The 26,667-nt window shown below is 75.5% G+C and carries 30 protein-coding genes and 1 pseudogene; 11 read left to right on the plus strand and 20 right to left on the minus strand.

Annotation, left to right across the window (positions count from 1 at the left end):
- Positions 1-13: 13 nt before the first annotated feature.
- Together HK417_RS09755 and glgC are read right to left on the minus strand one after the other, a co-directional pair.
- Positions 14-568, minus strand: a complete 555-nt coding sequence (locus HK417_RS09755) for a 2'-5' RNA ligase family protein (protein ID WP_222265828.1) — start codon at positions 566-568, stop codon at positions 14-16.
- Positions 569-580: 12 nt separating this feature from the next.
- The gene (gene glgC / locus HK417_RS09760; RefSeq protein ID WP_222265830.1) at positions 581-1,801 is read right to left on the minus strand and encodes a glucose-1-phosphate adenylyltransferase; all 1,221 of its coding nucleotides are present in this window, start codon (positions 1,799-1,801) and stop codon (positions 581-583) included.
- A 238-nt stretch (positions 1,802-2,039) separates the two neighbouring features.
- Between glgC and glgA the strand changes: the two genes are divergently transcribed.
- The gene (gene glgA, locus HK417_RS09765) at positions 2,040-3,212 is read left to right on the plus strand and encodes a glycogen synthase (protein ID WP_222265832.1); all 1,173 of its coding nucleotides are present in this window, start codon (positions 2,040-2,042) and stop codon (positions 3,210-3,212) included.
- Positions 3,213-3,246: 34 nt separating this feature from the next.
- Here glgA and HK417_RS09770 read toward each other — a convergent pair whose 3' ends face one another.
- Genes HK417_RS09770 through HK417_RS09785 form a run of 4 tightly spaced genes read right to left on the minus strand, consistent with a single transcriptional unit; the run spans position 3,247 to position 4,817 of the window.
- Positions 3,247-3,837 (minus strand): nitrile hydratase subunit alpha, encoded by a 591-nt coding sequence (locus HK417_RS09770; RefSeq protein ID WP_222265834.1) that lies wholly within the window; start codon positions 3,835-3,837, stop codon positions 3,247-3,249.
- On the minus strand, positions 3,837-4,121 hold the full coding sequence (locus HK417_RS09775; RefSeq protein ID WP_222265836.1) for an SH3-like domain-containing protein: 285 nt from the start codon (positions 4,119-4,121) through the stop codon (positions 3,837-3,839). The genes HK417_RS09770 and HK417_RS09775 overlap by 1 nt, the downstream gene beginning before the upstream one ends.
- Positions 4,105-4,395 (minus strand): SH3-like domain-containing protein, encoded by a 291-nt coding sequence (locus HK417_RS09780; protein WP_222265838.1) that lies wholly within the window; start codon positions 4,393-4,395, stop codon positions 4,105-4,107. The genes HK417_RS09775 and HK417_RS09780 overlap by 17 nt, the downstream gene beginning before the upstream one ends.
- Positions 4,396-4,397: 2 nt before the next feature.
- On the minus strand, positions 4,398-4,817 hold the full coding sequence (locus HK417_RS09785; protein WP_222265840.1) for a DUF350 domain-containing protein: 420 nt from the start codon (positions 4,815-4,817) through the stop codon (positions 4,398-4,400).
- Between the two features lie 100 nt (positions 4,818-4,917).
- Here HK417_RS09785 and HK417_RS09790 point away from each other — a divergent pair, with 100 nt between their 5' ends.
- A complete protein-coding gene (locus tag HK417_RS09790) occupies positions 4,918-6,027 on the plus strand; it encodes a spore photoproduct lyase family protein (RefSeq protein WP_222265842.1) in 1,110 nt (369 codons plus the stop codon).
- On the plus strand, positions 6,027-7,052 hold the full coding sequence (locus HK417_RS09795) for an MsnO8 family LLM class oxidoreductase (protein WP_222265844.1): 1,026 nt from the start codon (positions 6,027-6,029) through the stop codon (positions 7,050-7,052). The genes HK417_RS09790 and HK417_RS09795 overlap by 1 nt, the downstream gene beginning before the upstream one ends.
- Here the strand turns inward: HK417_RS09795 and HK417_RS09800 are convergent.
- On the minus strand, positions 7,001-7,969 hold the full coding sequence (locus HK417_RS09800) for an App1 family protein (RefSeq protein ID WP_222265846.1): 969 nt from the start codon (positions 7,967-7,969) through the stop codon (positions 7,001-7,003). The two genes, HK417_RS09795 and HK417_RS09800, sit on opposite strands and share 52 nt — an antisense overlap.
- A 79-nt stretch (positions 7,970-8,048) precedes the next feature.
- Here HK417_RS09800 and HK417_RS09805 point away from each other — a divergent pair, with 79 nt between their 5' ends.
- Positions 8,049-9,542, plus strand: a complete 1,494-nt coding sequence (locus HK417_RS09805; RefSeq protein ID WP_222265848.1) for a phytoene desaturase family protein — start codon at positions 8,049-8,051, stop codon at positions 9,540-9,542.
- A gap of 75 nt (positions 9,543-9,617) precedes the next feature.
- Here the strand turns inward: HK417_RS09805 and HK417_RS09810 are convergent, their stop codons facing one another.
- The 6 genes from HK417_RS09810 to HK417_RS09835 form a co-directional block, all read right to left on the minus strand.
- The gene (locus tag HK417_RS09810) at positions 9,618-10,436 is read right to left on the minus strand and encodes an ABC transporter permease subunit (protein ID WP_222265850.1); all 819 of its coding nucleotides are present in this window, start codon (positions 10,434-10,436) and stop codon (positions 9,618-9,620) included.
- Positions 10,433-11,359 carry an ABC transporter ATP-binding protein gene (locus HK417_RS09815; protein ID WP_222265852.1) on the minus strand — a complete coding sequence of 309 codons (927 nt, stop codon included), beginning with the start codon at positions 11,357-11,359 and terminating at the stop codon, positions 10,433-10,435. The genes HK417_RS09810 and HK417_RS09815 overlap by 4 nt, the downstream gene beginning before the upstream one ends.
- Before the next feature lie 143 nt (positions 11,360-11,502).
- The gene (locus tag HK417_RS09820; protein ID WP_222265854.1) at positions 11,503-12,975 is read right to left on the minus strand and encodes a hypothetical protein; all 1,473 of its coding nucleotides are present in this window, start codon (positions 12,973-12,975) and stop codon (positions 11,503-11,505) included.
- A 69-nt stretch (positions 12,976-13,044) separates the two neighbouring features.
- On the minus strand, positions 13,045-13,236 hold the full coding sequence (locus tag HK417_RS09825) for an antitoxin (RefSeq protein WP_222265856.1): 192 nt from the start codon (positions 13,234-13,236) through the stop codon (positions 13,045-13,047).
- Between the two features lie 192 nt (positions 13,237-13,428).
- A complete protein-coding gene (locus HK417_RS09830; protein WP_081807929.1) occupies positions 13,429-13,596 on the minus strand; it encodes a DUF3117 domain-containing protein in 168 nt (55 codons plus the stop codon).
- A 125-nt stretch (positions 13,597-13,721) separates the two neighbouring features.
- A complete protein-coding gene (locus HK417_RS09835; protein WP_222265858.1) occupies positions 13,722-14,270 on the minus strand; it encodes a DNA-3-methyladenine glycosylase I in 549 nt (182 codons plus the stop codon).
- Positions 14,271-14,374: 104 nt separating this feature from the next.
- Between HK417_RS09835 and HK417_RS09840 the strand changes: the two genes are divergently transcribed.
- The gene (locus tag HK417_RS09840; RefSeq protein WP_308123482.1) at positions 14,375-15,832 is read left to right on the plus strand and encodes a glycosyltransferase family 39 protein; all 1,458 of its coding nucleotides are present in this window, start codon (positions 14,375-14,377) and stop codon (positions 15,830-15,832) included.
- 1 nt (position 15,833) lies between these two features.
- Here HK417_RS09840 and HK417_RS09845 read toward each other — a convergent pair whose 3' ends face one another.
- On the minus strand, positions 15,834-16,739 hold the full coding sequence (locus HK417_RS09845; protein WP_222265862.1) for a DMT family transporter: 906 nt from the start codon (positions 16,737-16,739) through the stop codon (positions 15,834-15,836).
- A 137-nt stretch (positions 16,740-16,876) separates the two neighbouring features.
- Here HK417_RS09845 and HK417_RS09850 point away from each other — a divergent pair, with 137 nt between their 5' ends.
- Positions 16,877-17,332 carry a DUF2243 domain-containing protein gene (locus tag HK417_RS09850; RefSeq protein WP_222265864.1) on the plus strand — a complete coding sequence of 152 codons (456 nt, stop codon included), beginning with the start codon at positions 16,877-16,879 and terminating at the stop codon, positions 17,330-17,332.
- Entirely contained in the window at positions 17,329-18,063 is a 735-nt protein-coding gene (locus HK417_RS09855; protein ID WP_308123483.1) for a cytochrome c oxidase assembly protein, read from the plus strand. The genes HK417_RS09850 and HK417_RS09855 overlap by 4 nt, the downstream gene beginning before the upstream one ends.
- Before the next feature lies 1 nt (position 18,064).
- Here the strand turns inward: HK417_RS09855 and HK417_RS09860 are convergent, their stop codons facing one another.
- The 4 genes from HK417_RS09860 to dapE are packed head-to-tail and all read right to left on the minus strand — an operon-like array spanning position 18,065 to position 20,903.
- Positions 18,065-18,529: an SRPBCC family protein gene (locus tag HK417_RS09860; RefSeq protein ID WP_222265866.1), complete on the minus strand. Its 465-nt coding sequence runs from the start codon at positions 18,527-18,529 to the stop codon at positions 18,065-18,067.
- Positions 18,522-18,917, minus strand: a complete 396-nt coding sequence (locus HK417_RS09865; RefSeq protein ID WP_222265868.1) for a DivIVA domain-containing protein — start codon at positions 18,915-18,917, stop codon at positions 18,522-18,524. Before HK417_RS09865 ends, HK417_RS09860 begins: the two co-directional genes overlap by 8 nt.
- A 1-nt stretch (position 18,918) precedes the next feature.
- The gene (locus HK417_RS09870) at positions 18,919-19,776 is read right to left on the minus strand and encodes a TIGR00730 family Rossman fold protein (RefSeq protein WP_222265870.1); all 858 of its coding nucleotides are present in this window, start codon (positions 19,774-19,776) and stop codon (positions 18,919-18,921) included.
- Positions 19,773-20,903 carry a succinyl-diaminopimelate desuccinylase gene (dapE, locus tag HK417_RS09875; protein WP_222265872.1) on the minus strand — a complete coding sequence of 377 codons (1,131 nt, stop codon included), beginning with the start codon at positions 20,901-20,903 and terminating at the stop codon, positions 19,773-19,775. The genes HK417_RS09870 and dapE overlap by 4 nt, the downstream gene beginning before the upstream one ends.
- 163 nt (positions 20,904-21,066) lie before the next feature.
- On the opposite strand from dapE, the gene dapD reads away from it, so the two are divergent.
- On the plus strand, positions 21,067-22,050 hold the full coding sequence (gene dapD / locus HK417_RS09880) for a 2,3,4,5-tetrahydropyridine-2,6-dicarboxylate N-succinyltransferase (protein ID WP_308123484.1): 984 nt from the start codon (positions 21,067-21,069) through the stop codon (positions 22,048-22,050).
- Positions 22,051-22,078: 28 nt separating this feature from the next.
- On the opposite strand, the gene HK417_RS09885 is transcribed toward dapD, so the two are convergent.
- Positions 22,079-23,212 (minus strand): alpha/beta fold hydrolase, encoded by a 1,134-nt coding sequence (locus tag HK417_RS09885; RefSeq protein WP_222265876.1) that lies wholly within the window; start codon positions 23,210-23,212, stop codon positions 22,079-22,081.
- A gap of 128 nt (positions 23,213-23,340) precedes the next feature.
- On the opposite strand from HK417_RS09885, the gene HK417_RS09890 reads away from it, so the two are divergent.
- The 3 genes from HK417_RS09890 to HK417_RS09900 all read left to right on the plus strand — a co-directional run bounded on the left by HK417_RS09890 (position 23,341) and on the right by HK417_RS09900 (position 26,397).
- Positions 23,341-24,264 carry a hypothetical protein gene (locus HK417_RS09890; protein WP_222265878.1) on the plus strand — a complete coding sequence of 308 codons (924 nt, stop codon included), beginning with the start codon at positions 23,341-23,343 and terminating at the stop codon, positions 24,262-24,264.
- Between the two features lie 76 nt (positions 24,265-24,340).
- The gene (locus tag HK417_RS09895; protein WP_222265880.1) at positions 24,341-25,756 is read left to right on the plus strand and encodes a sensor histidine kinase; all 1,416 of its coding nucleotides are present in this window, start codon (positions 24,341-24,343) and stop codon (positions 25,754-25,756) included.
- Positions 25,750-26,397 (plus strand): response regulator transcription factor, encoded by a 648-nt coding sequence (locus HK417_RS09900; protein WP_308123485.1) that lies wholly within the window; start codon positions 25,750-25,752, stop codon positions 26,395-26,397. The genes HK417_RS09895 and HK417_RS09900 overlap by 7 nt, the downstream gene beginning before the upstream one ends.
- On the opposite strand, the pseudogene HK417_RS09905 reads toward HK417_RS09900, so the two are convergent.
- Positions 26,354-26,662: pseudogene (locus tag HK417_RS09905) on the minus strand (DUF6907 domain-containing protein); the annotation flags it as partial. The gene HK417_RS09900 and the pseudogene HK417_RS09905 overlap by 44 nt on opposite strands.
- Between the last annotated feature and the right edge of the window lie 5 nt (positions 26,663-26,667).

The following is a 26,667-nucleotide window of genomic DNA, read 5'->3' on the forward strand; positions in this document are numbered from 1 at the left end:
AGGACTCCGTCCATCAGGCGAACCGGTAGGCGCCTGCGGGTTCCCACGGGCCGCCGCGGTACCACCACAGGCCGAGTCCCCGGGCCTCCGCCGTCCACGGCTGGAAGCCGGCCGCCAGCCGGGCGTGCACCGCCCGGGCGACCGCCGGGTCGACCTTGTTCTGCACCGTCACGTGCGGCCGGCGCCACTGCCGGTCCTGCGGGGTGAGGTCCGCGGTGAACACGGCCGCCAGCCGGTCGCGCAGCGCGGTCAGCTCGGGAGCCGCCAGGTCGTAGGCGACGCCGCGGCCGAGGAACCGCACGGCGGTCACCGCGACGCCGAACGCCGGCCGGTCGGCACCTGCGGCCAGCTCGCCGCGCACGTCGGCGACCCGCTCCCCCGGCAGCGCGTGGAAGAGCGTCACGTGCGCCGCGAGGTGGTTGCGGGCCGCCGGGAAGTGCGCCGCACGCAGCCGGTCGAAGTGCTGCTGCGCGACCTCGTCGAGCAGCAGCGTGACGACCAGCGGCGCCGGGCTGGAACCGCCCTCGTGCAGGGTCCCGGCCCGAGCCGGGCGCGGGTCGGGGGGCACGGGGGCCCTTTCTCAGGAGATGGCGCGGGCACCCTTGCCGAGCACCGTCACTCCGCCCTCGCTGACGTGGTACCGCTCCCGGTCCCGGTCCAGGTCGACGCCGATGCGCGCGCCCGGCGGGACGATCGCGTTCTTGTCCAGGATCGCCCGCCGCACCGTCGCGCCCTCACCGATGTGCACGCCGTCCATCAGCACGCAGTCCTCGACCCGGGCGCCGCGCTCGATGCGCACCCCCGGAGAGACCACCGACCCGCGCACGGAGCCGCCGTCGATGATCACCCCGGCGCTCACCATCGACTCCTCGGCCCGCCCACCGAGCACGAACTTGGCCGGCGGGAACTGGGGCGGCAGCGTGTAGATGGGCCAACGGTTGTTGTAGAGGTTGAAGATCGGGGTGACCGAGACCAGGTCCATCTGGGAGTCGTAGTAGGCGTCCATCGTCCCGACGTCGCGCCAGTAGCCGTGGTCGCGCTCGGTCTCCCCGGGCACCTGGTTGCTGCTGAAGTCGTAGACGTAGGCGTCCCCGGCCTGGGCCATCATCGGCATGATCGAGCCGCCCATGTCGTGCACGGAGTTGTCGTCCGCGGCGTCCACCCGCAGCGCCTCCAGCAGCGCGTCGGTGGTGAACACGTAGTTGCCCATCGACGCGAAGGTCTCGTCCGGGCTGCCGGGCAGCCCCGGCGGGTCGGCCGGCTTCTCCAGGAACTGGACGACCTTGCCGCTCTCGTCGGAGTCGATGACCCCGAACGCGGTGGCCTCCTTGCGGGGCACCCGCAGCCCGGCCACGGTCACCCCGGCGCCGGTCGCCAGGTGCTGCGCGATCATCTGCGCCGGGTCCATCCGGTACACGTGGTCGGCGCCGAAGACGACGACGATCTCCGGGCGGTCGTCGTAGATGAGGTTGAGGCTCTGGTAGATCGCGTCGGCGCTGCCGGTGTACCAGCGCGGCCCCAGCCGCTGCTGCGCCGGGACGGGCGTGATGTAGCTGCCCAGCAGCGTCGACATCCGCCACACCGTGGTGATGTGCCGGTCCAGCGAGTGGCTCTTGTACTGGGTGAGCACCGCGATCCGCCGGATGTCGGCGTTCACCAGGTTGGAGAGCACGAAGTCGATGAGCCGGTAGTTGCCGCCGAACGGCACCGCCGGCTTGGCCCGGTCCTGGGTCAGCGGCGCGAGCCGCTTCCCCTCTCCACCGGCCAGCACCATGCCCAGGACTCTCGGACCGCCACGCATGGTCGCAACGTATCCGGTGATCGCCCGCACTGCGCACTCGTGGGCACCGGCTCACCATTCTCGTCACCCGCCGCGACGAACAGCAGGTCAGCGGCGGTGACAGCCAGAAACCGGCGGACGGCGCTGCGTCACCCGGGCGGGGACGGACGCGGACCGTTGCCGGCCCGGTCGGCCCGGCGGGGCAGGGAGCGCGCGGGCACGGAGCGCCAACCGGCCCGCCCGGCCCTAGGGTGACCCCGTGCGCGTCGGAGTGATCACCCGGGAATGGCCGCCGGACGTCTACGGAGGCGCGGGGGTGCACGTCGAGCACCTCGTCGCCGCGCTCCGCGAGCTCCCCGGGGGCCCGGAGATCGACGTCCACTGCTTCGGCGGCGCGCGTCCGGACGCCACCGGCCACGCCGTCCCGCCGGGCCTCAGCAGCGCCAACGGCGCGCTGCAGGCCGTCGGCATCGACGTGGAGATGGCCGCCGCCCTCGGCGGCGCCGACCTGGTGCACTCGCACACCTGGTACGCCAACACCGGCGGGCTGCTCGCCCAGCTGGTGCACGGCGCGGCGCACGTGGTGACGGCGCACTCCCTCGAGCCGCGCCGGCCCTGGAAGGCCGACCAGCTCGGCGGGGGCTACCGGCTGTCGTCCTGGGTGGAGCGCACCGCCTACCAGACCGCCGACGCGGTGATCGCGGTCAGCCGCGGCATGAAGGCCGACGTGCTCGACGTCTACCCGGAGCTGGACCCGGCCAAGGTGCTCGTGGTCGGCAACGGCGTCGACGCCGAGGCCTACCGGCCGATCGAGGACCCGGACGTCGTCCGCTCGATGGGGGTCGACCCCGACCGGCCCTACGCCCTGTTCGTCGGCCGGATCACCCGGCAGAAGGGCCTCATGCACCTGCTGGCCGCGGCCGAGCAGCTGCCGCCGGAGGCCGCGCTGGTGCTGTGCGCGGGCGCCCCGGACACCCCGGCGGAGCGGCAGGCGGTCGCGGATGCGGTCGCCGAGCTGCAGACCCGCCGCACCGGCGTGATCTGGATCGAGGAGATGGTGCCGCGGGACAAGCTGGTCCCGCTGATCACCGGTGCCACCGTCTTCGTCGTCCCGTCGGTGTACGAGCCGCTGGGCATCGTCAACCTGGAGGCGGCGGCCTGCGGGACGGCGGTCGTCGCCAGCGCCGTGGGCGGCATCCCCGAGGTGGTCGACGACGGCCGCACCGGGCTGCTGGTGCCCTACGACGCCGAGGACCCCACGGGCTTCGCCGCCGGCCTGGCCGCGCGGGTCAGCGAGCTGCTCGCCGACCCCGCGCGGGCGGCCGACATGGGCCGGGCCGGCCGGGAGCGCGTGCTCGCCGAGTTCGGCTGGCCGGCGATCGCCCAGCAGACCGTGCAGGTCTACGAGCGGGTCCTCGCCGCCCGCGGCTGATCCCGCGCGCACGGCCCCGATCCCGCCGCCGTGTTCAGACGGCGGCGGTGCCGATCAGGCCCTTGCGGGTGACCAGCCCGGCGAGCTCCGGCTCGGTCAGCCCGTCGGTGCCGGCGGGACGGCGGGGCACCACCATGTACCGCGACTCCGCGCTGGCGTCCCAGACCGAGATGCGGGTGGCCGCCGGGAGCTCGAGCCCGAACTCCGCCAGCACCCCGCGCGGGTCCCGGACCACGCGCGAGCGGTAGGCCTCGCTCTTGTACCAGCTCGGCGAGGGCCCTAGCAGCGCGATCGGGTAGCAGGAGCACAGCGTGCACACCACGACGTTGTGCTCCTCGGCGGTGTTGGCCACCACCTTCAGCCGCTGCTCCTGCAGCCCGCCGGCCATCGACAGCCCGACCTCGCGGATCGCCTCGTTCGCGTCGGCGAGCAGCCGGGCGGCGAACCCCGGGTCGGTCCAGGCGTGGGCGACGATCCGCGCGCCGTTGGCCGGGGTGCCGCCGGCGAGGAACTCGTCGATCCGGGTGTCGATCTCCCCGGCGCCCAGCAGGCCGCGGGACTCCAGCAGCGCCTCGACGTGCCGGACCTCCGCGGAGATCAGGGAACTCGCGTGGTCGTCGCTCATCAGCTCTCCTCCACCGGGGTCAGGTAGTCCTCCCACAGCTCCACGGTGACCGTGTGGTCCCCGGAGCCGAACAGGTCCGCGGCGGCGAACCGCACGTGCCACACCGGGTGCGGCTCGGTCGCCCGGCCGCGGGCCCGCTCGTCGGCCAGCGGGTGCGCACCGGCCCGCTCGACCAGCACCCCGACCGCCCCGCGCGCGTACCGCGGCAGCCGGGTGTGCCCGACCGGGTCGGTGGCCCGGGTGCGCACCCGCATCCCGGGCGCGAGCTCAGTCGTGCGGGACATGCAGCTCGTCCGGCGTCGCGACGCCCTTCTCCGCGAGCAGGGTCCTGATCGCGGCGAACCAGCGCTCGTAGTACGAGGCGGCGAGGTACTCCTGCACCGGCAGCCGCTCCTGGGCGTCGCGGAACTCGTCGAGGTTGTAGACGCCGCGCTTGATCAGCGCCCCGTTGAGCGCGAAGACGTGCGCCTCCCAGTCGGCGTGGAACGGTGGCTCGTCGGGCTCCTCGATGATCGCCGGGAACCCGGACATGCCACCGACGTCGTTGATCCGGCTCATCGTCAGGGCCAGATCGAGGCGACGATGATCGCCGAGACCGCCAGCGTGGCCGACGCCGTCACCAGGCTGGCCGGGTGGAACGGCACCTGCATGAGCGCCGCGCCCAGCTTGCCGGGGGTCAGCAGGTCCAGGACGACGAAGGCGACGACCTGCAGGGCGATCCCGATCAGCCCGAAGACCACCGTCCAGCCCAGCGCCGTGCCGAACCCGCTGGTCGCGTTCGTCCAGATGGTGGTGAAGGCGATCGCCCCCTGACCGAGGAAGCCCGCCGCGAGGGCGACGGCGGCGTTGACCGACCGTTCCTCGTAGATGTGCCGGGCCAGGTGGCCCGGGGTCAGCAGGTCGAGCGCCACGGCGCCCACCACGAGGAGCAGGATGCCGACGCCGGTGTAGGCGACGGCGTATCCGATGCTGGCCAGCACAGAAGACCTCCGGGGTCGGGACGGCGGAGCGCTGCGAGCCTAGGGGCAAGGGCACAGCGGGTGCCGGAATGGCCGTGCCGGGCCGCGCGCTGCACCTGGTGTGACCGACGCGCTGACCCTCTTCGACGTCGGGCCCTCCGAGACCCCGGTCGACAGCCGGCTGCTGCAGGTCCGCACCGTGTACGCCGAGCCCGCGGCCGCCGCGTCGCCGCGCGGTCGACAGGTGCTGGCCCGCTTCCCCCGCGCCGAGCTGGTGGAGGTGCCCTCGCACTGGCAGATCCCCGAGCTGCACGGCAACGAGGGCAACGTCGACCGCTGGGTGCGGGTGAAGACCGAGACCCTCGTGCTCGGGGTGAAGAAGTCGTTGTCCGCGCGGCCGAACGGCCGCTCGGCCAACTGGATCGCGCCGTCGACGGCGAACGGCTGCGCGATGGCCTGCGCCTACTGCTACGTGCCGCGGCGGAAGGGCTACGCCAACCCGATCACCGTCTTCACCAACATCGACCAGATCAGCGGCTACCTGCGCCGGCACGTCGCCCGGCAGGGCCCCAAGCCGGAGCCGGACGAGGCCGACCCGGTCAGCTGGGTCTACGACATCGGCGAGAACAGCGACTGCTCGGTGGACGCGGTGGTCAGCGACAACGTGGCCGACCTGGTCGCCACCTTCCGCGAGCTGCCGACGGCGAAGGCGTCCTTCGCGACCAAGTACGTCAACCGGCAGCTGCTCGACCTCGACCCCCAGGGCCGTACCCGCATCCGATTCTCGGTGATGCCCGACGCCGACGCCCGCCTGCTCGACGTCCGCACCAGCCGGGTGGACGAGCGGATCGCCGCGGTCGACGACTTCGTGGCCGCCGGGTACGAGGTGCACCTCAACCTCTCCCCCGTCGTGCTGCGCGACGGCTGGGAGGCGGACTGGACGGCGCTGCTCCTGCAGCTGGACGACGGGCTCGGCGCCGTGGCCAAGGCGCAGGCGGCCGCCGAGGTAATCACGCTGACCCACAACGCGGGGCTGCACGAGGTCAACCTGGGCTGGCACCCGAAGGCCGAGGACGTGCTGTGGCGGCCGGAGCTGCAGCAGCCCAAGCGCAGCCAGAACGGCCAGCTCAACGTCCGCTACCGCAACGACGTCAAGCGGGCCGGGGTCGACCGGCTGCGGCAGCTCGTCGCGGAGCACGCCTCGTGGCTGCGGATCAGGTACGCGTTCTGATGCGGCTCTCCCTGCTGGACCGCTCCCGCACCCGCGCCGGAGAGCCGGACGCCGACGCGCTGACCGGCACCGTCGAGCGAGCCGTGCGCGCCGAGCAGCTGGGCTACGACCGCTTCTTCGTCGCCGAGCACCACGGCGTCTCCGGGGTCGCCGGAGCGAGCCCTGCGGTGCTGCTGGCGGCCATCGCCGGCCGGACGACGTCCCTCCGGCTCGGCTCGGCCGGCGTGATGCTGCCGCACCACCAGCCGCTCGTCGTCGCCGAGCAATTCGCGATGCTGTCCGCGTTCGCGCCCGGCCGGGTGGACCTCGGCCTCGGCCGCTCCCCTGGCTTCACCGCCCCGGTCCGGCGGGCGCTGCGGGAGCACGAGACCGACTTCGCCGCCGACCTCGCCGAGCTGCGCGCGTACCTGGCCGGGACGGCGGAGATCACCGCCCGCCCCCGCCCCGCGGCACCCGTGCCGATGACCGTCCTGGCCACCGGCCGCGGCTTGTCGGTGGCCGCCGCGCTAGGCCTGCCGGTGATCGTGGGCGGCCCGCTGCTCGGCGTCGGCGGCGACCCCGGCCCGGGGGCGGCCGCGCTGGCTCGCTACCGGGACGAGTACCGCCCCTCGGTGGAGCACCCGGAGCCCACCGTCGCCGTCAGCCTCGACGTGCTGGTAGCGGACACCGCCGCCCGGGCCCAGGAGCTGCTGCTGCCGGAGGCGTGGGCGATGGCGCAGGCGCGCACGGCCGGGACGTTCCCGCCGCTCGAGCCGGTTGCCGCGGTTCGCGCCCACCCCATGACGCCGACCCAGCAGCGGTACGTGGCGGAGACCGCGGGTGCGGCGATCGCCGGGCCGGCGGCCGAGGTCGGCGAGCGGCTCGGTGACCTGCTGGACCGCACCGGTGCGGGCGAGCTGGTGGCCTCCAGCAGCACCTTCGACCGGCGCGCACTGGCCGGGTCCGACGCGGCGCTGGCGGAGCTGTTCGGCCGTCAGTCCCTCACCGGGAGCGCCGTGGCCAGCTCGGCGCCATCCCGGGCGTAGACCACCGGGACGTCCCCGAACCGCTCGACCCGGGTGCCGCTGCTGGAGACGTCCCGCAGCAGCACGGCACGCACCCGGTCCGGCTGCGCGCGGGCGAACTCCTCGTACAGCGCCGGGTCGTGCTCGCCGGTGTCGCCCACCAACGTCCACCGCACACCCGGCAGGTCCGTGGCCAGCCGCTGCAGCGTGGCCCGCTTGTGCGCGCGCCCGTCGCGGAACCAGCGGTCCGACGTCGGCCCCCAGTCGGTGAGCAGCAGCGCCCCGGCGGGGAACCCGGCGCGTTCCAGGAACCGGGTGAGCGGCCCGGCGAGGTTCCACGGGCCGTTGCTCACGTAGACCACCGGCACGTGCGGCGCGCCCCCGGTGAGCACCCGGAGCAGCTCGGCCATCCCGGGCACCGCCTGCCGCTCGTCCATCGGCTGCACGAACGTGCGCCACGCGGCGCGCAGCGGCGTGGTGATCCCGGTGACCAGCACCGTGTCGTCGATGTCGCAGACCACTCCCCGGGCGGCGTCCGGGGAGGCGAGGTGCACCGGCGCCGAGGACGTCCGGTCGCCGGCCCGCAGGGTCACCGGCACGGCGCCCGCGTCCGGCAGCTGGACGTCCAGGGTGACGTCGAGCAGCCCGTCGTCGTCGCTGCGGACCCGGTGCTGCTGCCCGGCGACCTCGACCGTCACCTCCGCGCCAGGGCTCTCCAGGGTGAGGAAGCGCTGCCAGCCCGGCACGGCGCGGCGTTCCTCCGGGTGCAGGACCCGCGGGGCCAGCAGCACCCGGCCGAGCACCCGGAGCCGGCCGCCGCTGCCGTACCCCGGGTGGGCCAGGACGGTCGGCGTCCACCCCGCGCGCCGGGCGATCCGGGACAGCAGATCACGGAGCGCGACGTCCGCTCGGCGGGCGTGCCGGTGCCAGGAGACCATCCGGGCAGCGTGCCAGCCCGCGGGCGGTCGGACCACCGAGCGCACCACGGGTGCCCGGGCGGCTGGCTACGGTGAGGGGGTGGCCCGGGTCGTCGTCGTCGGTGCCGGACTCGGCGGCCTGGCCGCCGCCGCCCGGCTGGGCGCCCTCGGGCACACGGTCACCGTGCTGGAGCAGGCGCCGCAGGTCGGCGGCAAGCTCGGCTGGTACGGCCGCGACGGTCACGGCTTCGACACCGGCCCGAGCCTGGTCACCCTCCCCCAGGTGCTCCGCGACCTGTTCGACGCCACCGGCACGGCCCTGGACGACGTGCTGGACCTGCGGCGGCTCGACCCGGCGGTCGGCTACCGGTTCGCCGACGGGACGTCGCTGGCGGTGCCCGGTCAGCTGGCCGAGGTGCCCGCCGCGCTCGACGCCGCCCTCGGCGAGGGCACCGGAGCCCAGTGGGCGGCACTGCTGCAGCGGGCCGCCGCGATGTGGCGGGCCACCGAGGGGCCGTTCCTCCGCTCCCCGCTCGCCGGTCCGGCCACCCTCCTCCGGCTGGCCCGGGACGCCGCCGGCCTGCGGACCGTCGCCCCCGGCCGCACCCTGCGCGGCGTGGGCCGCCAGTACCTGACCGACCCGCGGCTGCGCATGCTGCTCGACCGGTACGCCACCTACTCCGGCTCCGACCCCCGGCGCGCGCCGGCGGCCCTGCTCACCGTCCCGTACGTCGAGCAGGCCTTCGGCTCCTGGTACGTGCGCGGCGGGCTGCGGCGGCTGGTCGAGGCGGTCGCCGAGCGGGCCGCCGAGCGCGGGGCCGACGTCCTGACCGAGATGCCCGTGCGCGAGGTGCTCGTCGAGGGCGGGCGGGTGGCCGGGGTGCGGCTGGGGGACGGCACGCGCGTGCCGGCCGACGTCGTCGTCTGCAACGCCGACGCCGCCGCGCTGTACGGCGAGCTGCTGCCCCCGTCGGTGCCCGCCCGGCGCCCGCGCGCGGGCCTCCGCCGGACGACGCCGTCCTCCTCCGGCCTGGTGCTACTGCTGGCGCTGCGCGGCCGCACCCCCGGGCTGGGGCACCACACGGTGCTGTTCCCCGCCGACTACGACGCCGAGTTCGACGCGCTGTTCGGCCGGCGGGGACCGAAGCGGCCGGTCGCCGACCCGACGGTCTACGTCAGCGCACCCGACGACCCGACCCTCCGGCCGGACGACGCCAGCGAGTCGTGGTTCGTGCTGGTCAACGCGCCGCGGCACGAGCCGGGCGCGGGCGTGGACTGGACGGCCCCGGGCCTGGCCGACTCCTGCGCCGACCGCGTGCTCGCGACGATGGCGGCGCGCGGCCTGGACGTCCGCGACCGGCTGCGCTGGCGGGTCGTGCGCACCCCCGCCGACCTGGAGCACGACACCGCGACCCCGGGCGGCTCCATCTACGGCACCTCCAGCAACGGCACCCGGGCGGCCTTCCTGCGGCCGGGCAACGCCTCCCCGGTGCCGGGACTCTTCCTGGTCGGCGGCTCGGCGCACCCCGGTGGCGGGCTGCCGCTGGTCACCCTCTCCGCGCAGATCGTGGCCGGGCTCATCGGTCCCGCGTGACAGGCGCCGAACCCGTGCGGAGCACGGGCTCGGCGCCGTCGGCCCCGCTGCAGGGTGGGGGGCAGCGGGTCTCCTTCAGGCGTCCCGGCGCCGGAAGACGACGTACGCCGCGATCAGCAGCGCCGCCGTCTCCGCGGCGAAGACCGCGAAGCCGGTCCACGGGCCGAGCAGCTGCGGGTTGAACGACACCGGCGTGGCGATCCCGCCGCCGGCGTTGCCGGGCAGCAGCTTGGCGATATACTCGCCCCAGGAGCCGGGCAGCAGGAACGCCATGTTGCCGACGACGAAGACCAGCGCCAGCACGATCGACAGCGCCGCCGCGGTGTGCCGGATCAGCAACCCCACGGCCATCGCGAACAGCCCCAGCCCGGCCAGGTACAGCCCGCTGCCGACCATCGCGCGGAGCACGCCGTCCTCGGACAGCGCGATGCCGATGCCCTCGCGGTCGAGGAACCAGTTGCCACCCAGGTAGCCGGCGAACGCGGTGACGGTCCCGGCGACGAGCAGCGTGCCGGTGAGCACGACCGCCTTGGCAGCGAGCACGGAGCCGCGCCGCGGGCTGGCGGCGAGCGTGGCCCGGATCATGCCGGTGCCGTACTCGGTGGTCACGATGAGCGTGCCCAGCGCGACCGCAGTGATCTGGGCGAACATCATGCCCCAGGTGACGAACGCGGCGGGCGACTCGTCGGCGTCGCTGCTGGCCAGCCACTCGGCGCTGGTCGCGCAGACCAGCACGGTCAGGCCGGCGCCGAGCACGAACAGCATCGCGATCGACCAGAACGTCGAGCGCACCGACCAGAACTTCACCCACTCGGCATGCACCGTGTCCCCGAAGCCGGGCCGGCGGACGCCGGGCACGTGCCGGTTGGGGTCGAGGGAGACGGTGTCGATCATCGGGTTGCCCCCGCTTCCTGCGGCATCGCCGCGGAGTACTCGACGCTGTCGGCGGTCAGGGTCATGAAGGCGTCCTCCAGCGACGACCGGACCAGGGTCAGCTCGTGCAGCAGCAGCCCCTGGCCGCCGAGCAGCTCACCCACGCCCGCGGCGTCCAGGCCCTGCACCCGGAGCTCGTCGCCGGTGCGGGCGACGTCCAGGCCGTGGCCGCGCAGCAGGGTCTCCCCCTCGGCGGCGCGCGGGGTGCGCACCCGGACGTGGGAAGCGGCGTGCTCGGCGATGAACTCCGGCATCGAGCAGTCCGCCAGCACGCGGCCACGGCCGATCACGACCAGGTGGTCGGCGGTGAGGGCCATCTCCGACATGAGGTGGCTGGAGACCAGCACCGTGCGCCCCTGCTCGGCGAGCTGCCGGGCCAGGGTGCGCACCCAGCGGATGCCCTCGGGGTCCAGGCCGTTGACCGGCTCGTCCAGGACGACGACCGGGGGCTCACCGAGCAGCGCGACGGCGATGCCCAGGCGCTGGCCCATGCCCAGCGAGAACTTGCCGACCCGCTGGTCGGCCACCTCGGTCAGGCCGACCAGGTCGAGCACCTCGTCGACCCGGCGCTCGGGGATGCGGTTGCTCACCGCCAGCCAGCGGAGGTGGTTGCGGGCGGTGCGGCCCGGGTGCAACGCACGGGCCTCGAGCAGCGCGCCGACCTCGCGCAGCGGCGCCGGGGCGTCGGTGTAGCGGTGCCCGTTGACCGTCACGCTCCCGGCCGTCGGCCGGTCCAGCCCCAGGATCATGCGCATCGTGGTCGACTTGCCGGCCCCGTTCGGGCCGAGGAAACCGGTGACCCGGCCGGGCTCGACGGTGAACGTGACGCCGTCCACGGCGACCTTCTGGCCGTAGGTCTTGGTGAGCCCCCGGACGGCGATCAACGGGACACCCGGCGGTGCTGAGGGGGTGTGGTGTGCATGCCGACGAGCCTGTCGGCGGATGGTTGCCGCGTACATCGGGGAGCGCCCTGAGCGTTCCCCCAACCGACCCTGAGTGATTACCCTGTCCGCGGGCCGTGGGGACGTCAGCCGCGGGCCGCGCCGAGCCCGAGGACGGCGGCCAGCCCCAGCGCGCTGCGCGGCGCGTACGGCGTGCGCCACAGCCCGCCGTGGGCCGCCGCGTGCGCCTCGTCCTGCCACGGGTGCGCGTGCGCCGGCCCGCCGCCGGTGTGCAGGTCGTGCACCAGCAGCGCGGCCATGAGCACGTTGGACGTCGCCGGCTCGAACACCTCCACCCCGAACCGGTGGGCGCCGGCGTACGCCGCGGCGAGCGCCCGGTTCTTCACCACCGAGCGGGTGCGGGTGGGCGGGGCGACGTTGAGCGAGACGGTGGCCCCCGCGGCCCTGGCCACCGACGCCCGCCAGCGCTGCAGCCGCTTGGCCAGCGCGTAGTTCGGGCCCTGCTGCGGCACCAGGCTGTCGCTGATCCCCGGGTCGGCGCCGGGCACGTACGCCCGCTGCAGCAGCCGGCCCGCGGACAGCGTCCGCAGCGGGCGGCCCAGGAGCTTCGCCGACCGCGACCGGTCCGCGTAGGCCGCGACGGACGCCTCCACCGCCTCCCGCGGGACGACGAACACGTCGGTGGGCGTGGCGAGGAAGCCGAGCGCGGTGTCCGGCCGGGCGCCGGTGACCCGCAGGGTGAGCGCGTCGACCGCCACCGAGACCCGCATGTTGGTGGCCCCGTCGGCGTACACGTAGTTGCCCAGCACGAGATCGTCGGGCAGCCCGGTGAGCCAGTCGGCGACCTCCGGGACCTCCGCGATCAGGTCGGCGCCGGCGGTGGCCGCCAGGTCCGCGTCGCCGTCCGCCGGGACCAGCAGCGTCCCGGCCCCGCGACGCGCGGTGTCGAGCACGCGCTGCCACAGGACCGGGCGGGGCAGGTCGACCGCCGCCACCCGGGCGCCCCAGCGCAGGAGGGCGGTCAGCGGGCCCATCTCGGCCCCAGCGCCGAGCACCGCCACCGTGCTGCCCGGCAGCGCCAGCCACTCGGGGTGCGCCAGCACCGTGCGGACGGCCTCCGCGCAGCTCGGCTCGACCACGCCGGCGGCGACCCACGCGTCCAGCCGGCGGGACACCTCGTCCCCGCGCAGCCGCCGGCCACGGTAGGGCAGCGTGAACTCACGTTCCGGCTCGGCCTGCCCGGTGAGATCGACGGTCGTGAGGGTCCGCCGGGCGGGTGCCGTGGCCAGGGTGCCGAGGTCCGCCTCGCCGTCCGGGCCGGCGACCCGCATGCGGGTGTGCAGCGAGGCGAGTCCCGCGCCGGCCACGGCGAGCGCCGCCTCACGGGCGGGCTCCGCGGCCTCGACCGTGCGGCGCACGTGGGTCAGGTAGCCGGTCCGCCAGTTGGTCTCGTGCTCGGCGGCGCGGGCGCCCGGAGGGTCGACCGGGCGGAGCGCGTCGGCCACGACCGCACGGCCGACGGCCGCGGTGCTGCGCCGCCCGTCCGGGCCGGTCGGGAAGACGACGCCGCTGGTCTGGTCCGCGCCCGGGTCGGTCACCCGGCCGATCCTGCCGGACGCCCGCGGGGGACGGCGCCGGGAGCGGCACCGTCCCCCGCGGGCGGTCGGTCAGCTGCCGTCGCCGGGCGTGCCCAGCCGGTCGTCGGCGAGGTCGCGCCCCTTGTCGATCTGGGCGTCGTGCGTGCCGCCGGTCTTCTCGTCGGCGACCTGCCCGGCCTTGTCCAGTGCCTTGTCGCTGGCCTGCTCGCCCTTGTCGCTGCCCAGGAAGTCCTTGGCCTTGTCGCCCAGTCCGCCGGTCATGTGCGTCCCCCTCCGATCAGGTCGCGCCTCGTCGCGCGACAGGAGGAGCCATGCCCGCCGCGCCCGGTCGGCAACCCGTCCGGGGGGACGACGGTCCCCGGGAACCGACTCGGCCCCGGTCGCCGGCGTGATGCCGACGGCCGGGGCCGTGTCGTGGTCCGCGGAGCTGCCCGGGGGCAGGCCCGCGGCGGGTCAGCTCGTCGCGCCCTTGAGGGCCTCGGAGAGGGCGGTGGCCTCGTCCGGGGACAGCTCGACGACCAGCCGCCCGCCACCCTCGAGCGGTACGCGCATGACCAGGCCGCGGCCCTCCTTGGTGACCTCGAGGGGACCTTCACCCGTGCGCGGCTTCATGGCCGCCATGCGTGCCTCCTTCACCCGCCACCCACGACCCGAACGACCGCGGTGTGGCACCTGTTGTGCAGAGCTCCGGCACTCATGATCCCGTATCGGACCCTGTTCGACCAACCCGGACCCCGCGGGTCGGCCTACGGGAGGGCTCGGAAACAGGTCGCGACGTGGTCGTCGACCATGCCGGTGGCCTGCATCAACGCGTAGGCCGTGGTCGGCCCGACGAAGGCGAAGCCGCGCTTCTTGAGCTCCTTGGCCATCGCCGTGGACTCCGGGCTGGTCGCCGGGACCTCGGCCAGGGTCTGCGGCCGCGGCCGGGTCCCGTCCGGGGCGAAGGACCAGAGCAGGGCGGACAACCCCTCGGACAGCTGCTGCGCCGCGCGGGCGTTGCGGACGGCGGCGAGCACTTTCGCGCGGTTGCGGACGATCCCCGGGTCGGTGAGCAGGCGCGCGACGTCGTCGTCGGTGAACTCGGCGACCGCGTCGATCCGGAACCCGGCGAACGCGGCCCGGAACGCCGGGCGCTTGCGCAGGATGGTGATCCAGGACAACCCGGACTGGAACGCCTCCAGGCACAGCCGCTCGAAGAGGGCATCGTCGCCGTGCAGCGGGGTGCCCCACTCCTCGTCGTGGTAGGTGACGTACTCCGGGGCGCTGGTCGCCCACGCGCATCGGGAGCGGTCCACGGGCGCTGAGGCTAGCGGCGTCAGGCGCCCGGGTGCGGCACTAGGTTGCCTCCGTGGCCGCAGCGACGTCCCCGGAGCTCGCGACCGGTCCTCTCCGTCCCCCCGTGAGCCGGCGGGGCCTCGCCGTCCTCGCCGCCGGGCTGGCCGCGCTGCTCGTGGCCGCCGCCGGCCGGTACGGGTACCACCGCGACGAGCTGTACTTCCTGCGCGCCGGCCGGGAGCTCGCCTTCGGCTACGTCGACCAGCCGCCGCTGACGCCGCTGCTCGCCCGGCTCATGGACAGCCTCGCCCCGGGCTCCCTCGTCGCGCTGCGGCTCCCCTCGGCGCTGGCCGCCGGCGCGGTGGTGCTGCTCGCCGGGCTGCTCGCGCGGGAGTTCGGGGGCGGCCGGGCCGCCCAGCTGCTCGCGGCCGCCTCGACCGCCGGGGCGGCGGTGCTGCTGGCCGTGGGCCACCTGCTGTCGACGGCGACGCTCGACGTGCTCGCCTGGACGCTGCTGTGCTGGCTGCTGGTCCGGGCGCTGCGGAACGGCGGCCGCAGCTGGCTGCTGGTCGGGCTCGCCGCGGGCGTGGCGCTGCAGAACAAGACCCTCGCCGCCTTCCTGCTCGCCGCGGTGCTCGGCGGACTGCTGATGGCCGGGCCGCGCGCCGTGCTGCGGTCGGGGTGGCCGTGGGCGGCGGCCGCCGTCGCGCTGCTGCTCTGGGCGCCGAACCTGGTCTGGCAGGCGGTGCACGGGTTCCCGCAGCTGGAGCTCTCGGCGGCGATCGCGGCCGGCGGCTCGGGCACCAGCGAGCCGTGGTTCCTGTTCCTGCCCATGCAGCTGGTGCTGGTCAGCCCGTTCCTGTGGCCGGTGTGGGCCGCCGGGTGGTGGCGCCTGCTGCGCGACCCGGCGCTGCGCCCGTGGCGCTGCCTGCCCGTCGCCTACGCGCTGCTCGCGGTGGTCTTCCTCCTCACCGGGGGCAAGCCCTACTACCTGGCCGGGCTCTACCCGGTCCTGCTGGCCGCCGGCGCCGACCCGGCGCTGGCCTGGGCCCGCCGCGGCCGGTCCCGGGTCCGCCGGGGCCTGCTCGCGGCCGCGCCCGCGCTGAGCCTGCTGGTCGGCGGGCTGCTGTTCCTGCCGGTGCTGCCGGTCGACCGGCTCGCCGGCAGCCCGGTCCCCGCGATCAACTACGACGCCGGGGAGACGGTGGGCTGGCCGGCGTTCGCGGCCACCGTCGCCGGGGTCCGCGAGAAGCTGCCGGCCGGCGCGGAGGTCGTCGTCCTCACCGGCAACTACGGGGAGGCCGGGGCCGTCGACCGGTACCTGCCCGGACTCGCGCCGGCGTACAGCCGGCACAACGCCTACTGGGACTGGGGCCCACCGCCGGAGTCGGCGGACACCGTCCTCGCGGTCGGGCTGCCCGAGGCCGAGCTGCGTCGCTGGTTCGGCCAGGTGCGGGAGGCCGCCCGGATCGACAACGGGGTGGGCCTGGACAACGACGAGCAGGGCCGGCCGGTGTGGGTGGCCTCGGACCGGACCGCCCCCTGGTCGCGGATCTGGCCCGAGCTGCGCCGGCTCGGCTGAGTCAGGGGACGGCGGCGTCGACGTCGGTGAGCTCGCAGCGCTCGGTCTGCCGGGGACTGCGCCGGGTGGCCAGCGCGCAGCCGAGCAGGATCAGCGGCAGGCCCACGGCGATGCCCAGGGTGAACGGCTCGTCGAGCAGCAGGACGCCGAGCAGCACCGCGACCGCCGGGTTGACGAAGGTGATCACCAGCGCGCGCTGCGGGCCCACCTCCCGGATGAGCGCGAAGAACAGCGCCAGCGCCACCGCCGTGCACACGACGCCGAGGGCCACCACGGCTCCCCAGGCGCGGGCCGGGGCGGTGGCGACGTCCCCGAGCTGCGGCACCGCGAAGGGCGCGTAGACCAGGCCCGTCACCGTCAGCGCGATGGCGCTCGCGGTCACCCCCGACACGTCGGCCAGCGCCCGGTTGACCACCATCGGCGCGGTCGCGTAGCCGATCACCACCAGCGCGACGGCACCGATCGCGGTCAGCTGCGCCCCGGCGACGTCCAGCCCGAGCAGCGCGACGATGCCGACCACGCCGACCAGCATCCCGACCACCCGCACCGGGGACAGCCGGTCCTCGTCGCCGGCCAGCCGCGCGGTCAGCGCTGCCACGAACGGCACCCCGGCCACCAGCAGCCCGGTGAGCGAGGACGACAGCGACTGCTCCGCCCAGGACAGCAGCAGCCAGGGGCCGGTCATCTCCAGCACCGTGAACAGCAGCAGCGCCCGCCAGTGCCGCAGCGCGGGCAGCAGCTGGCCGCGGGCGATCGTCCACGGCAGCAGGAGCGCCGCGCCGATCAGGCAGCGCAGGAAGACCACGAGGACCGGCGAGAACTCCTCGACGGCGACCTTGATCAGCAGGTACGGGACACCCCAGATCAGCGACATGGCCAGGAACAGCACCCAGCCCCGGCGGCTCACCCGGACACCTCGCACGTCGTCGTCACGCGGTCATTCTGGCCGACCCCACCGACACCCCCGCGCCGCTGCCGCGGGAGCCGCCGCCGTTTCCCCGGATGCGCCGGTGGGCAGCGAGCCGGGGACCCACCGGAGGGCCCATGACCACCGCCGCACCGCCGGACCGCCGCCTGCTGGTGGCCGGCCTGCTGTTCGGCGCCGGCGCGATGGGCGCGGTCGACGAGATCGTCTTCCACCAGCTGCTGCACTGGCACCACTTCTACGACCGGTCCACCGGCGCGGTCGGGCTGGTCTCCGACGGCGTCCTGCACGCCGCGACCTGGTCGGCGACGGTGGCCGGGCTGGCCCTGCTGGCCGACGCCCGCCGGCGCGGGGTGTGGGCACCCCGCCGCTGGTGGGGCGCGGTGCTGGCCGGGGCCGGCGGCTTCCAGACCTTCGACGGGCTGGTCGACCACAAGGTGCTGCGCGTGCACCAGATCCGCTACGGCGTCGACCTGACCGGCTACGACGTCACGTGGGTGGCCGGCGGCGTGCTCCTGCTGCTGGCCGGCGTCCTCCTGCTGCGGCGGAGCAGGTCGGCGGCGGCCACCCGGTGACCGGCCTGGCGCTCGGGGTCCTGCTGCTGCTCGCGGTGGCGTACCTGGGCGCCACCGGACGCAGCCGCTCTCCCTGGCCCTCCCGGCGGACGGCGAGCTGGCTGGCCGGCCTGGGCTGCGCGGCGGCGGCGCTCACCGGCCCCCTGGCCGACGCCCACGGCGACCTGCGCGCGCACATGGCCGGGCACCTGCTCGCCGGGATGGTCGCGCCGGTGCTCCTCGTCCTCGCCGCGCCGGTCACGCTCGGGCTGCGGGCCCTGCCGGTGCCGGCCGGCCGGCGGCTCGCCCGCGGTCTCCGCAGCCGTCCGTTCCGGCTGCTCACCGACCCGTTCGTCGCCACCGCGCTGAACGTCGCCGGGCTGTGGGCCGTCTACGGCACCGGGCTGCTCGGCGCGACGGCGCACCGGCCCGGGGTGCACCTGCTCGTCACCGGGCACGTGCTGCTCACCGGCTGCTTGGCCACCGCCGCCGTCCTCGCGGTCGACCCCGCACCGCACCGCCGCGGGGTGGTCGCCCGGGCGGTGGCCCTGGCCGCCGGGACGGCGGCGCACGACGTCCTGGCCAAGCGGCTGTACGTCGAGCCGCCGGCCGGGACACTGCACGCCGAGGCCGGGGCGCAGCTGATGTACCACGGCGGCACGGTGGTGCACGTGCTCGTCGCCGGGCTGCTGTGGTTGGGCTGGTACCGCTCGCGGGAGGCCACCCGGGCCGCGCCGGCCGTCACCGGCTGAGTCAGCCCCGGTGGTCGCGGGCGAACACGGCGAACCGCCGCAGCGACAGCCGCACCCCGGCGGCCATCACCGGCCGCACCAGCGGCCAGCCCAGCCGGCCGAGCACCCCCAGCGGGAGGTCGAGACTCTCGGTCCAGACGAACGTCGACGCCGCGTCCCCGCGGGGCCGCACCTCGAAGGTGCCCGTGCCGCGCACCACCCGGCCGGTGTGCCGGACGTGCACGATCCGCGGTGGCGTCCACTCGGTGATCAGCATCCTGTCCAGCACGCCCACCCGGCGGCCCCCGGGCAGCTTCACCCCGGTCACCGCCGCCAGCCGCCCGCCGACGCCCTGACCGCCGGTCTCGTCGTCGCTGCGCACGTCGGTCAGCAGCATCCACGCGCCCTGCCGGTCCCAGTCGACCAGCGCCGCCCACACCCGCTCCGGCGGCGCGTCGACCTCGACCTGTTCCACGAGCTCAGGCACCGCGCCCCTCCCCCTCCGTACCGCGCTCGCCCGCCCCGGCCGGGGTGGTCCCCGGGTCGGTGTCCTGGTCCACGTCGACGACCGGCGCCGGACGGCGAGCGAGCTCGCCCCGCAGCGTCGCTATCTCGGCGTCCCGCTCGTCGAGCACCGCGGCGAACTGCTCCAGCAGCCAGTCGACCTCGGTCATCCGGTACCCGCGGACGGCGACCGAGATGCGCAGCGCGCGGACGTCGTCCCCGACCACCGGCCGGTCCTCGGGCAGCTCGACGGGCGAGCGGTCAGCCTCGGCCGGCGGCTGCGTCTCGCCCCGTCCCAGCAGCAGCGACGCGCCGAGGAAGAGCAGGCCCCCGACGAGCAGCAGGCCGATGACGAAGGCGACGGCGGACACGTCAGTCGTCGACCGTGGCCGACGGCACCGACTCGTCCGCGGCGGGCAGGCCCTGGGCCGGCCGCAGCCGCATGCCGCCGGGCTCGGCGACGCGGGCGGACTCCGCCTCCCGGATGAGCGCGACCGCCTCGTCGACGTCGTCGGTGACGTGCAGCAGGTCGATGTCCGCGGCGCTGACCGTGCCCGCCTCAACCAGGGTGTCGCGGATCCAGTCGACCAGCCCGGACCAGTAGGACGAGCCGAAGAGGATCACCGGGAAGCGGGTGACCTTGCGGGTCTGGACCAGCGTCAGCGCCTCGAACAGCTCGTCGAGGGTGCCGAAGCCGCCGGGCAGGATGACGAAGGCCTGCGCGTACTTCACGAACATCGTCTTGCGCACGAAGAAGTAGCGGAAGCTGATGCCGACGTCGACCCACTCGTTGAGCTCCTGCTCGAACGGCAGCTCGATGCCGAGCCCGACCGACAGGCCACCGGCGTCGGAGGCCCCCTTGTTGGCCGCCTCCATCGCCCCCGGGCCGCCACCGGTGATCACCGCGTAGCCGGCCTCGGACAGGGCGGCGCCGATCTCCACGCCGGTCCGGTAGTGCTCGGAGTCCCGCGGCGTGCGGGCGCTGCCGAACACGCTGACCGCGCGCGGGAGCTCCGCGAGCAGCCCGAAGCCCTCGACGAACTCGCTCTGGATGCGGAGCACCCGCCACGGGTCGGCGTGCACCCAGTCGGTCGGGCCACGCTGGTCCAGCAGCCGCTGGTCGGTCGTCGTCCCCCGCTCCTGCGGGTCCGGCTCGCCGCCGCGCAGGGTGACCGGCCCGCGGTGCCTTGTGGGCCGTGGGCGCCGGCCGGTGCCGTTGGTGCTGCTCATGCGTCACTCCCGCTGAGGTAGGCGATCAGGGCGTCCTCGGCCGGCTGGAGCCGGTCGAGGCGGACGTGCTCGTCGGCCTTGTGCGCCAGGTTCGGGTCGCCGGGGCCGTAGTTGAGTGCCGGGATGCCGAAGGCGGCGAACCGGGCGACGTCGGTCCAGCCGAGCTTCGCCCGGGCCGGCTGCCCCGTGGCGGCGACGAACGCGGCGACGGCCGGCTCGGACAGCCCGGGCAGCGCGCCACCGGAGGAGTCGGTGACCTCCAGGGTGACCCCGGCGGCCAGCGCGTCGGCGAAGACCTCGCGGACGTGTGCCTCGGCCTGGTCCTCGTCGCGGTCGGGGGCGTACCGGAAGTTGACCGTCACCCGGCACTCGTCGGGGACGACGTTGCCCGCCACCCCGCCCTCGATCCGCACGGCGTTGAGACCCTCGCGGTACAGCAGGCCGTCGATCTCCACCTCCCGCGCGGCGTAGCCGGCGAGCGTGCCGAGGATGCCCGCGGCCCCGTGGACGGCGTTGACGCCCAGCCACGACCGGGCGCTGTGGGCGCGCTTCCCCGGAACGGTCAGCACGACGCGCAGCGTGCCCTGGCAGCCGCCCTCGACCACACCGTCGGTCGGCTCCAGCAGGATCGCCAGGTCGCCGTAGAGCCAGCCGCGCCGCTCCCGGGCCACCCGGCCCAGGCCGTTGCGGACCGCCTCCACCTCCTCGTTGTCGTAGAAGACGAACGTGAGGTCGCGGGCCGGTTGCGCGCCGGGCACGCCGAACCGGGCGGCGAGCCGCAGCATCACCGCGTCGCCGGCCTTCATGTCGCTGGTGCCGCAGCCGTAGAGCCGGTCCTCGCCGTCGACGGTGTCGATCCAGCTGGGCAGGTTGCCGGCGATCGGCACGGTGTCCAGGTGGCCGGCCAGCACGATCCGGGTCGGCCGGTCGAGGCTGGTCCGGGCGAGCACGGTGTCGCCGACGCGCTCGACGTCCAGGCCGCCGAGCTGCCGCAGCGCGCCCTCCACCGCGTCGGCGAGCGGACCCTCGCTGCCCGACACCGAGGGCGCGTCGACCAGCGCCCTGGTCAGGGTCAGGACGTCGGCGGTCAGGTCCAGCTCGGGAGCCGGCTCGGCGGGGGCGCTCACACCTGCCGAGCCTAAGTGCCGGGCCGCCGGCGCACCGGTGCGCCACCCGAGCCCTCACATGAACGCGGGGTGGGAGGACCTCGACTGCCCCGCCCTCGCTGACGCTCGGGCCGGGCCCCTGCAGCCCGCCTGCAGCTCCGGCCGCTGGGTAGCCTCGACGTCCGTGACCACCGCAGCAGAGACGACCGGCGCCAACGGCGTCGGCCTGGCCACCGTGACCGCCGACGGCACCGTGCTGGACACCTGGTTCCCCCGGCCGTCGCTCAGCTCCGCCGACCAGGGCGAGAGCGGCACCCAGCGGCTCGGCGTGCTCGAACTCGAGGGTCTTCTCGGGCCGGACCACTCCGGGCTGGTGCGCACCGACGACGCCCGTGGGGTGCAGGTCATCGGCGTCGCCACCACCATCGCCGACCTGTCCCAGCCGCCGGTCGACACGTACGACGTCTGGCTGCGGCTGCACCTGCTCTCGCACCGGCTCGTCCGCCCGCACGGGGTGAACCTGGACGGCGTCTTCGGCCTGCTCGCCAACGTGGCCTGGACCAGCGCGGGACCGGTGCTCGCGACGGAGCTGGACGCCGTCCGCGGGCGGCTGCGGGGCGCCACCGGGCACCTCACCGTCTTCGGGGTCGACAAGTTCCCGCGGATGGTCGACTACGTCGTCCCGTCGGGGGTGCGGATCGCCGACGCAGACCGGGTGCGGCTGGGCGCCCACCTGGCCGAGGGCACCACGGTCATGCACGAGGGCTTCGTCAACTTCAACGCCGGCACCCTGGGCCCGTCGATGGTGGAGGGCCGGATCAGCGCGGGCGTCGTCGTCGGCGCGGACTCCGACATCGGCGGCGGCGCGTCGATCATGGGCACCCTCTCCGGCGGTGGGAAGCAGGTCATCTCGATCGGGACGGCTTGCCTGCTCGGCGCCAACGCCGGCATCGGGATCTCCCTCGGCGACCGGTGCGTGGTCGAGGCGGGGTGCTACGTGACCGCCGGCTCCAAGGTCACGCTGCCGGACGGCTCCCTGGTGAAGGCGGCAGAGCTCTCCGGCCGCGACGGGCTGCTGTTCCGCCGCAACTCGGTGAGCGGCGCGCTCGAGGCCGTTCCCCGGGACGGCGACTGGGGCGCCCTGAACGCCGCCCTGCACGCGAACTGAAGCGGGCCCCCCTGCAAGGGGGCCCGCTTCAGATGCGGAGGTCGTCGGGGCTGGGCGTCTCGGGGGTGTTGGACGGCGCGGCCGCCGGGTGGGTGAGGTGCTCGACCAGCGCCAGGGCGAACTCCTCAGGCCGCTCGACGTGCGGTGAGTGACCCACCCCGGGCATCAGCACCTCGCGGTAGCTGCCCCCGCTGGCGGCGTAGCGGTCGAGCACCGCGCGGGTCTGGGTGATCATCGGCTGGGCCGGGAAGGCCTCCGCGCCCGGCCACCCGGGCACCGCGCCCAGCGAGCCGAGGTACGCCAGGTCGTAGGCGGAGGCGTCGGAGACGATGGGGTCCAGCTCGCCGCGCACCCACAGGACCGGCGGCTTGCGGGCCAGCTCGGTGATCCCCGACAGGTCGTGCACCGTGGGCGCCATCGTGTTGAGCACGCCCCGCTCCCCCGGCGCCATGCCCGGCCAGGCGTCCACGGGCACCCCGTCGCCCGGGTAGTGGTCGGGGCCGGTCCGGGTGCTGAGCATCGCGGCGACGAAGACGTCCTCGAGCTGCGGGTCCAGCGGCAGCGACCCCGGCGCGACGTAGTGGGCGCGCAGCACCGACCGGGGGCTGACCGGGGTGTCCGCCGTCGCGTCGCCCGCGGCGAGGGCCGCCACGAACGCGGGGTTCGCGGCGCCACCGCCCGAGCCGGTGCCGTCGGGGTGGATCGGCCGGCCGGAGGCCCCCGCCGTCCCGCCGAAGCCGTAGGGCGACACCGGCGCCACCAGGGCGACCGAGGCGACGGCCTCGGGACGGTCGAGCAGGAACCGCAGGACGACGCCGGCCCCCAAGCTCCAGCCGACCAGGTGCACCCGCTCCAGGTCCAGTGCGTCGACCAGAGCCGACAGGTCGTCGGACCAGTCGCCCGGGCCCCGGCGGGCGTCGATCGGCAGCGGCTCGGTCCCCCCGTAGCCGCGCAGGTCGACGGCGAGCGGGCGCCAGCGCGGGTCCAGGGTCAGCAGCTGGGGCTGCCAGAACGCCGCCGAGCTGACGTTGCCGTGCACGAAGAGCAGCGCCTCACCGCCGGACGGGTCGAGCCCTGCCGGGTGCAGCACCTGCTGGGTGAGCCGGGCGGTGGGCACGTCGGTGGCGACGATCCCGGGGAGCAACGGGACGGCGGCGGGCATGCGGTCTCCTGTCCGTGCGCGGCACCGGGCGGGCCCCGGCGTCGTCGGGAGGCTACGGCGCGCCGGGTGAGCCTGCCCACGGTCGTCGTTGCAGGTCCGGCACAGGAGCCCCACCTACCATCGGCGTGATGGCGACCACCCGCACGGCGACCCGGCAGCGACCTGCCCGGTCCGGTCGCCCCCCGGCCCGCCGGCCACCCGCCCGGTCCGGTCGCCCGCCCGCGCGCCGGAAGCCCCCGCGGCGCCAGGAGCGCGGCGGGTCCGGCCGCGCCCTGCTCCTGGTGGTCCTGCTCGTCGGCGTCGGCGTGTGGCTCTGGCACACCCGCCCGGAGCAGGGACCCAGCGTGCTCGCCGGCACCTGCGCCGTCCGCGGCTCCGACCTGACCGTCACCACCGAGCAGGCCGCGAACGCCGCCACGATCGCCGCGGTCGCCCGCACCCGGGGCCTGCCGCCGCGGGCGACGGTGATCGCCCTGGCCACGGCCCAGCAGGAGTCCCGGCTGCGGAACCTCGACTACGGCGACCGCGACTCCCTCGGGCTGTTCCAGCAGCGCCCGTCGCAGGGCTGGGGCAGCGAGGCGCAGGTGCAGGACCCGGTGTACGCCGCCGGGAAGTTCTACGACGGTCTCGTGCGCGTGCCGGGCTGGGAGATCAGTCGGCTCACCGAGGTCGCTCAGCGAGTGCAGCGCAGCGGCTTCCCCGAGGCCTACCAGCAGTGGGAGACCATGGCGGTGACGCTCACCGGCGCCCTGTACTCGACCGAGGCCGGCGCGCTCGCCTGCGCCCCCTCCACGGCCGGCGGCGGCGACCCGGCCGCCGTCGCCGCCGCCGCCACCGCTCAGCTGGGGGTGCCCGCCACCGTCGGTCCGGACGGCGTGGTGGAGGTCGACGCGGCGGCCGGCCGGCCCGGGGGCACCTGGGCCGTCGCCCAGGCCGAGCGGCTCGGGCTCACCCGGGTGACCGCGGACGGCTGGCGGTGGACGCCGGCCGACGGGTGGACGCCCGCCCCCGGCACCGCCCTCGCACCGCTGCGGTTCGAGGTCGCCGGCTGACCCGCCGGTCACCCTTCCGAGGGCGGACCACCGGGCGGCCGGCTGGGTGTGCTCACGTGGTGGTTAGTCTCCGCGCATGACGGCCACGGGGGGTCGGGCGGTGCTGCCCCGGCCTGCGCGCCTCAGCTGCGCGGCCGCAGCGGTCGCCACCGCGCTCACCCTCGCCGTGGTCACCATCCCGGACCTGCGGTTCGCCTACCGGGCACCGACCCTCCACGTGGTGCTGGAGACGGCCAACGCCGTCGTCGCCCTGCTCGTCGCCTTCCTCCTGTACGGCCGGTACAGGCAGAGCGCCCGGACCCAGGAGCTGCTGCTCACGCTCGGTCTGCTGGTCGTCGCACTCGCCAACCTCGCGCTCACCGCGCTGCCCTCCGCCGTCTCCGCCGCCGTGGAGGACGCCAGCCACTGGGGAGCCGTCCCGGTCCGCCTGCTCGGCACTCTCCTGCTGGCGGTGGCCGCGCTCGTCCCCCGGACGGCGCGAGCGGGACGGCGCCAGGCCCGGTCGCTCACCGGGGCCGTGGCCGCCCTCGTCATCGGCGCGGGCACGCTGGGCGTCGTCCGGGGCGAGCAGCTCTCCCCGCTGGTCGAGCTGTCCGCACCGATCGGCGACGCGACCAGCCCCCAGCTCGTGGCCCACCCCGCGGTCCTGGCCGCGCAGGCGCTGGGCGCCGTCCTCTACGGCGTCGCCGCCGTGGCCCTGGTCCGGCAGGCCCGGCCGGCCGGGGGCGACGACCTGCTCCGCTGGCTCGCCGCCGGCTGCGTGCTGGCCGCTGCAGCGCGGGTGCACTACTTCCTCTTCCCCTCGATCTACTCCGATTACGTCTACAGCGGCGACGCGCTGCGGCTGGGCTTCTACCTGTGCCTGCTGGTCGGTGCGGTCCGCGAGATCGAGTCCTACTGGCGGCTGCGCGCCGACGCAGCAGTGCTGGAGGACCGCCGGAGGCTGGCCCGCGAACTGCACGACGGGCTCCTCCAGGAGCTCGCGTACATCCGCGCCGAGAGCTCCGCCCTGCCCGCCACGGTGGTTGCCCGGGACCGGATCACGAGCGCCTGCGACCGCGCCCTCGACGAGGCACGGACCGCCGTCCAGGCGCTCGGCCGCACCGCCGACGAGCCCCTGGGCCTGGTCCTGCACCGGGCGGCGGAGGAGCTGTCGCGCCGGTACCAGGTCGATCTGGAGGTCGACCTGGACGACGCCGTCGACGCCCGCCCCGACCAGCGGCACGCCCTCGTGCGGATCGCGCGGGAGGCCGTCTCCAACGCCGTGCGGCACGGACGTGCCCGGCGGATCAGCGTCCAATTGAGCAATGACCCGGCAGGCAGCAGGCTGGCCGTGCGCGACGACGGCACGGGGTTCGACGTGGCCGCGGTCACCGCAGGGAGCGGCGGCTACGGCTTGACCAGCATGCGGGAGCGCGCCCGCGCGCTCCCCGGCTCCTTGGAGGTCCGGGCCGCACCCGGGAGGGGGAGCGTGGTGACGGTCAGGTGGTAGCCGACGACCGGGTGCGGATCCTGATCGCCGACGACCACGCGCGCGTCCGCGGTCGGGTCCGGGAGGCGCTCGAGGCCGGTGGGTGCGAGGTGTGCGCGGAAGGCGCCACGGCCGACGAGGCGGTGCAGCTGGCCCTGGAGCACCGGCCGGACGTCGTCCTGCTCGACGTGCACATGCCCGGTAGCGGCATCCAGGCCGCCCGGCGGTTGAGCCGGGCACTGCCGCACACCGCGATCGTGATGCTCACCCAGTCCCGCGCGGACGAGGACCTGTTCGACTCGCTGCGCGCCGGAGCGGCGGGCTACCTGCTGAAGGACGGCGACCCGCAGGAGCTGCCCGGTGCGCTGCGGGGCGTGCTCGCCGGCGAGGCGGCCATGCCCCCGTCGCTGGTCACCCGCATCCTCGCGGAGTTCCGGGACCCGGCGCGGCCGCGGTTCCGGCGCCGCTCGGCCGCGGCGGCCAAGCTCAGCCCCCGGGAGTGGGAGGTGATGGAGCTGCTCGGCGAGGGCCTGGCCACCGAGGACGTGGCCCGGCGGCTGTTCGTCTCGCCCACCACGGTCCGGGTGCACGTCTCCACCGTGCTGCGGAAGCTCCGGGTCAAGGACCGGGAGAGCGCCTTCCAGGTGCTGCGGGGCGGGTGACCGCACCGGCCCTGGCCATCGCGATGAGCGCCCTCCCGAGGGCCTCCGCCTCCGCCGGGGTGCACTCGGTCGACCCGATCAGCACGTAGGGGCCGTCGGTCGTCCCCGTACCGGGCTCGACGGACATGCAGGGCCGCGCCAGGACGCCGTCCGCGATCACGACGGGTTCCCCGACGTGGACCCGGTCGTCCTCCCCGGCGAGCTCGCCGTGCGGCGTCACGCACCAGGGCGGACACGGGTCGGGCGGGCAGGTGGTCATCGGCCCCCTGC

The organism is Modestobacter marinus, assembly GCF_019799945.1.
Lineage (GTDB): Bacteria > Actinomycetota > Actinomycetes > Mycobacteriales > Geodermatophilaceae > Modestobacter > Modestobacter marinus_B.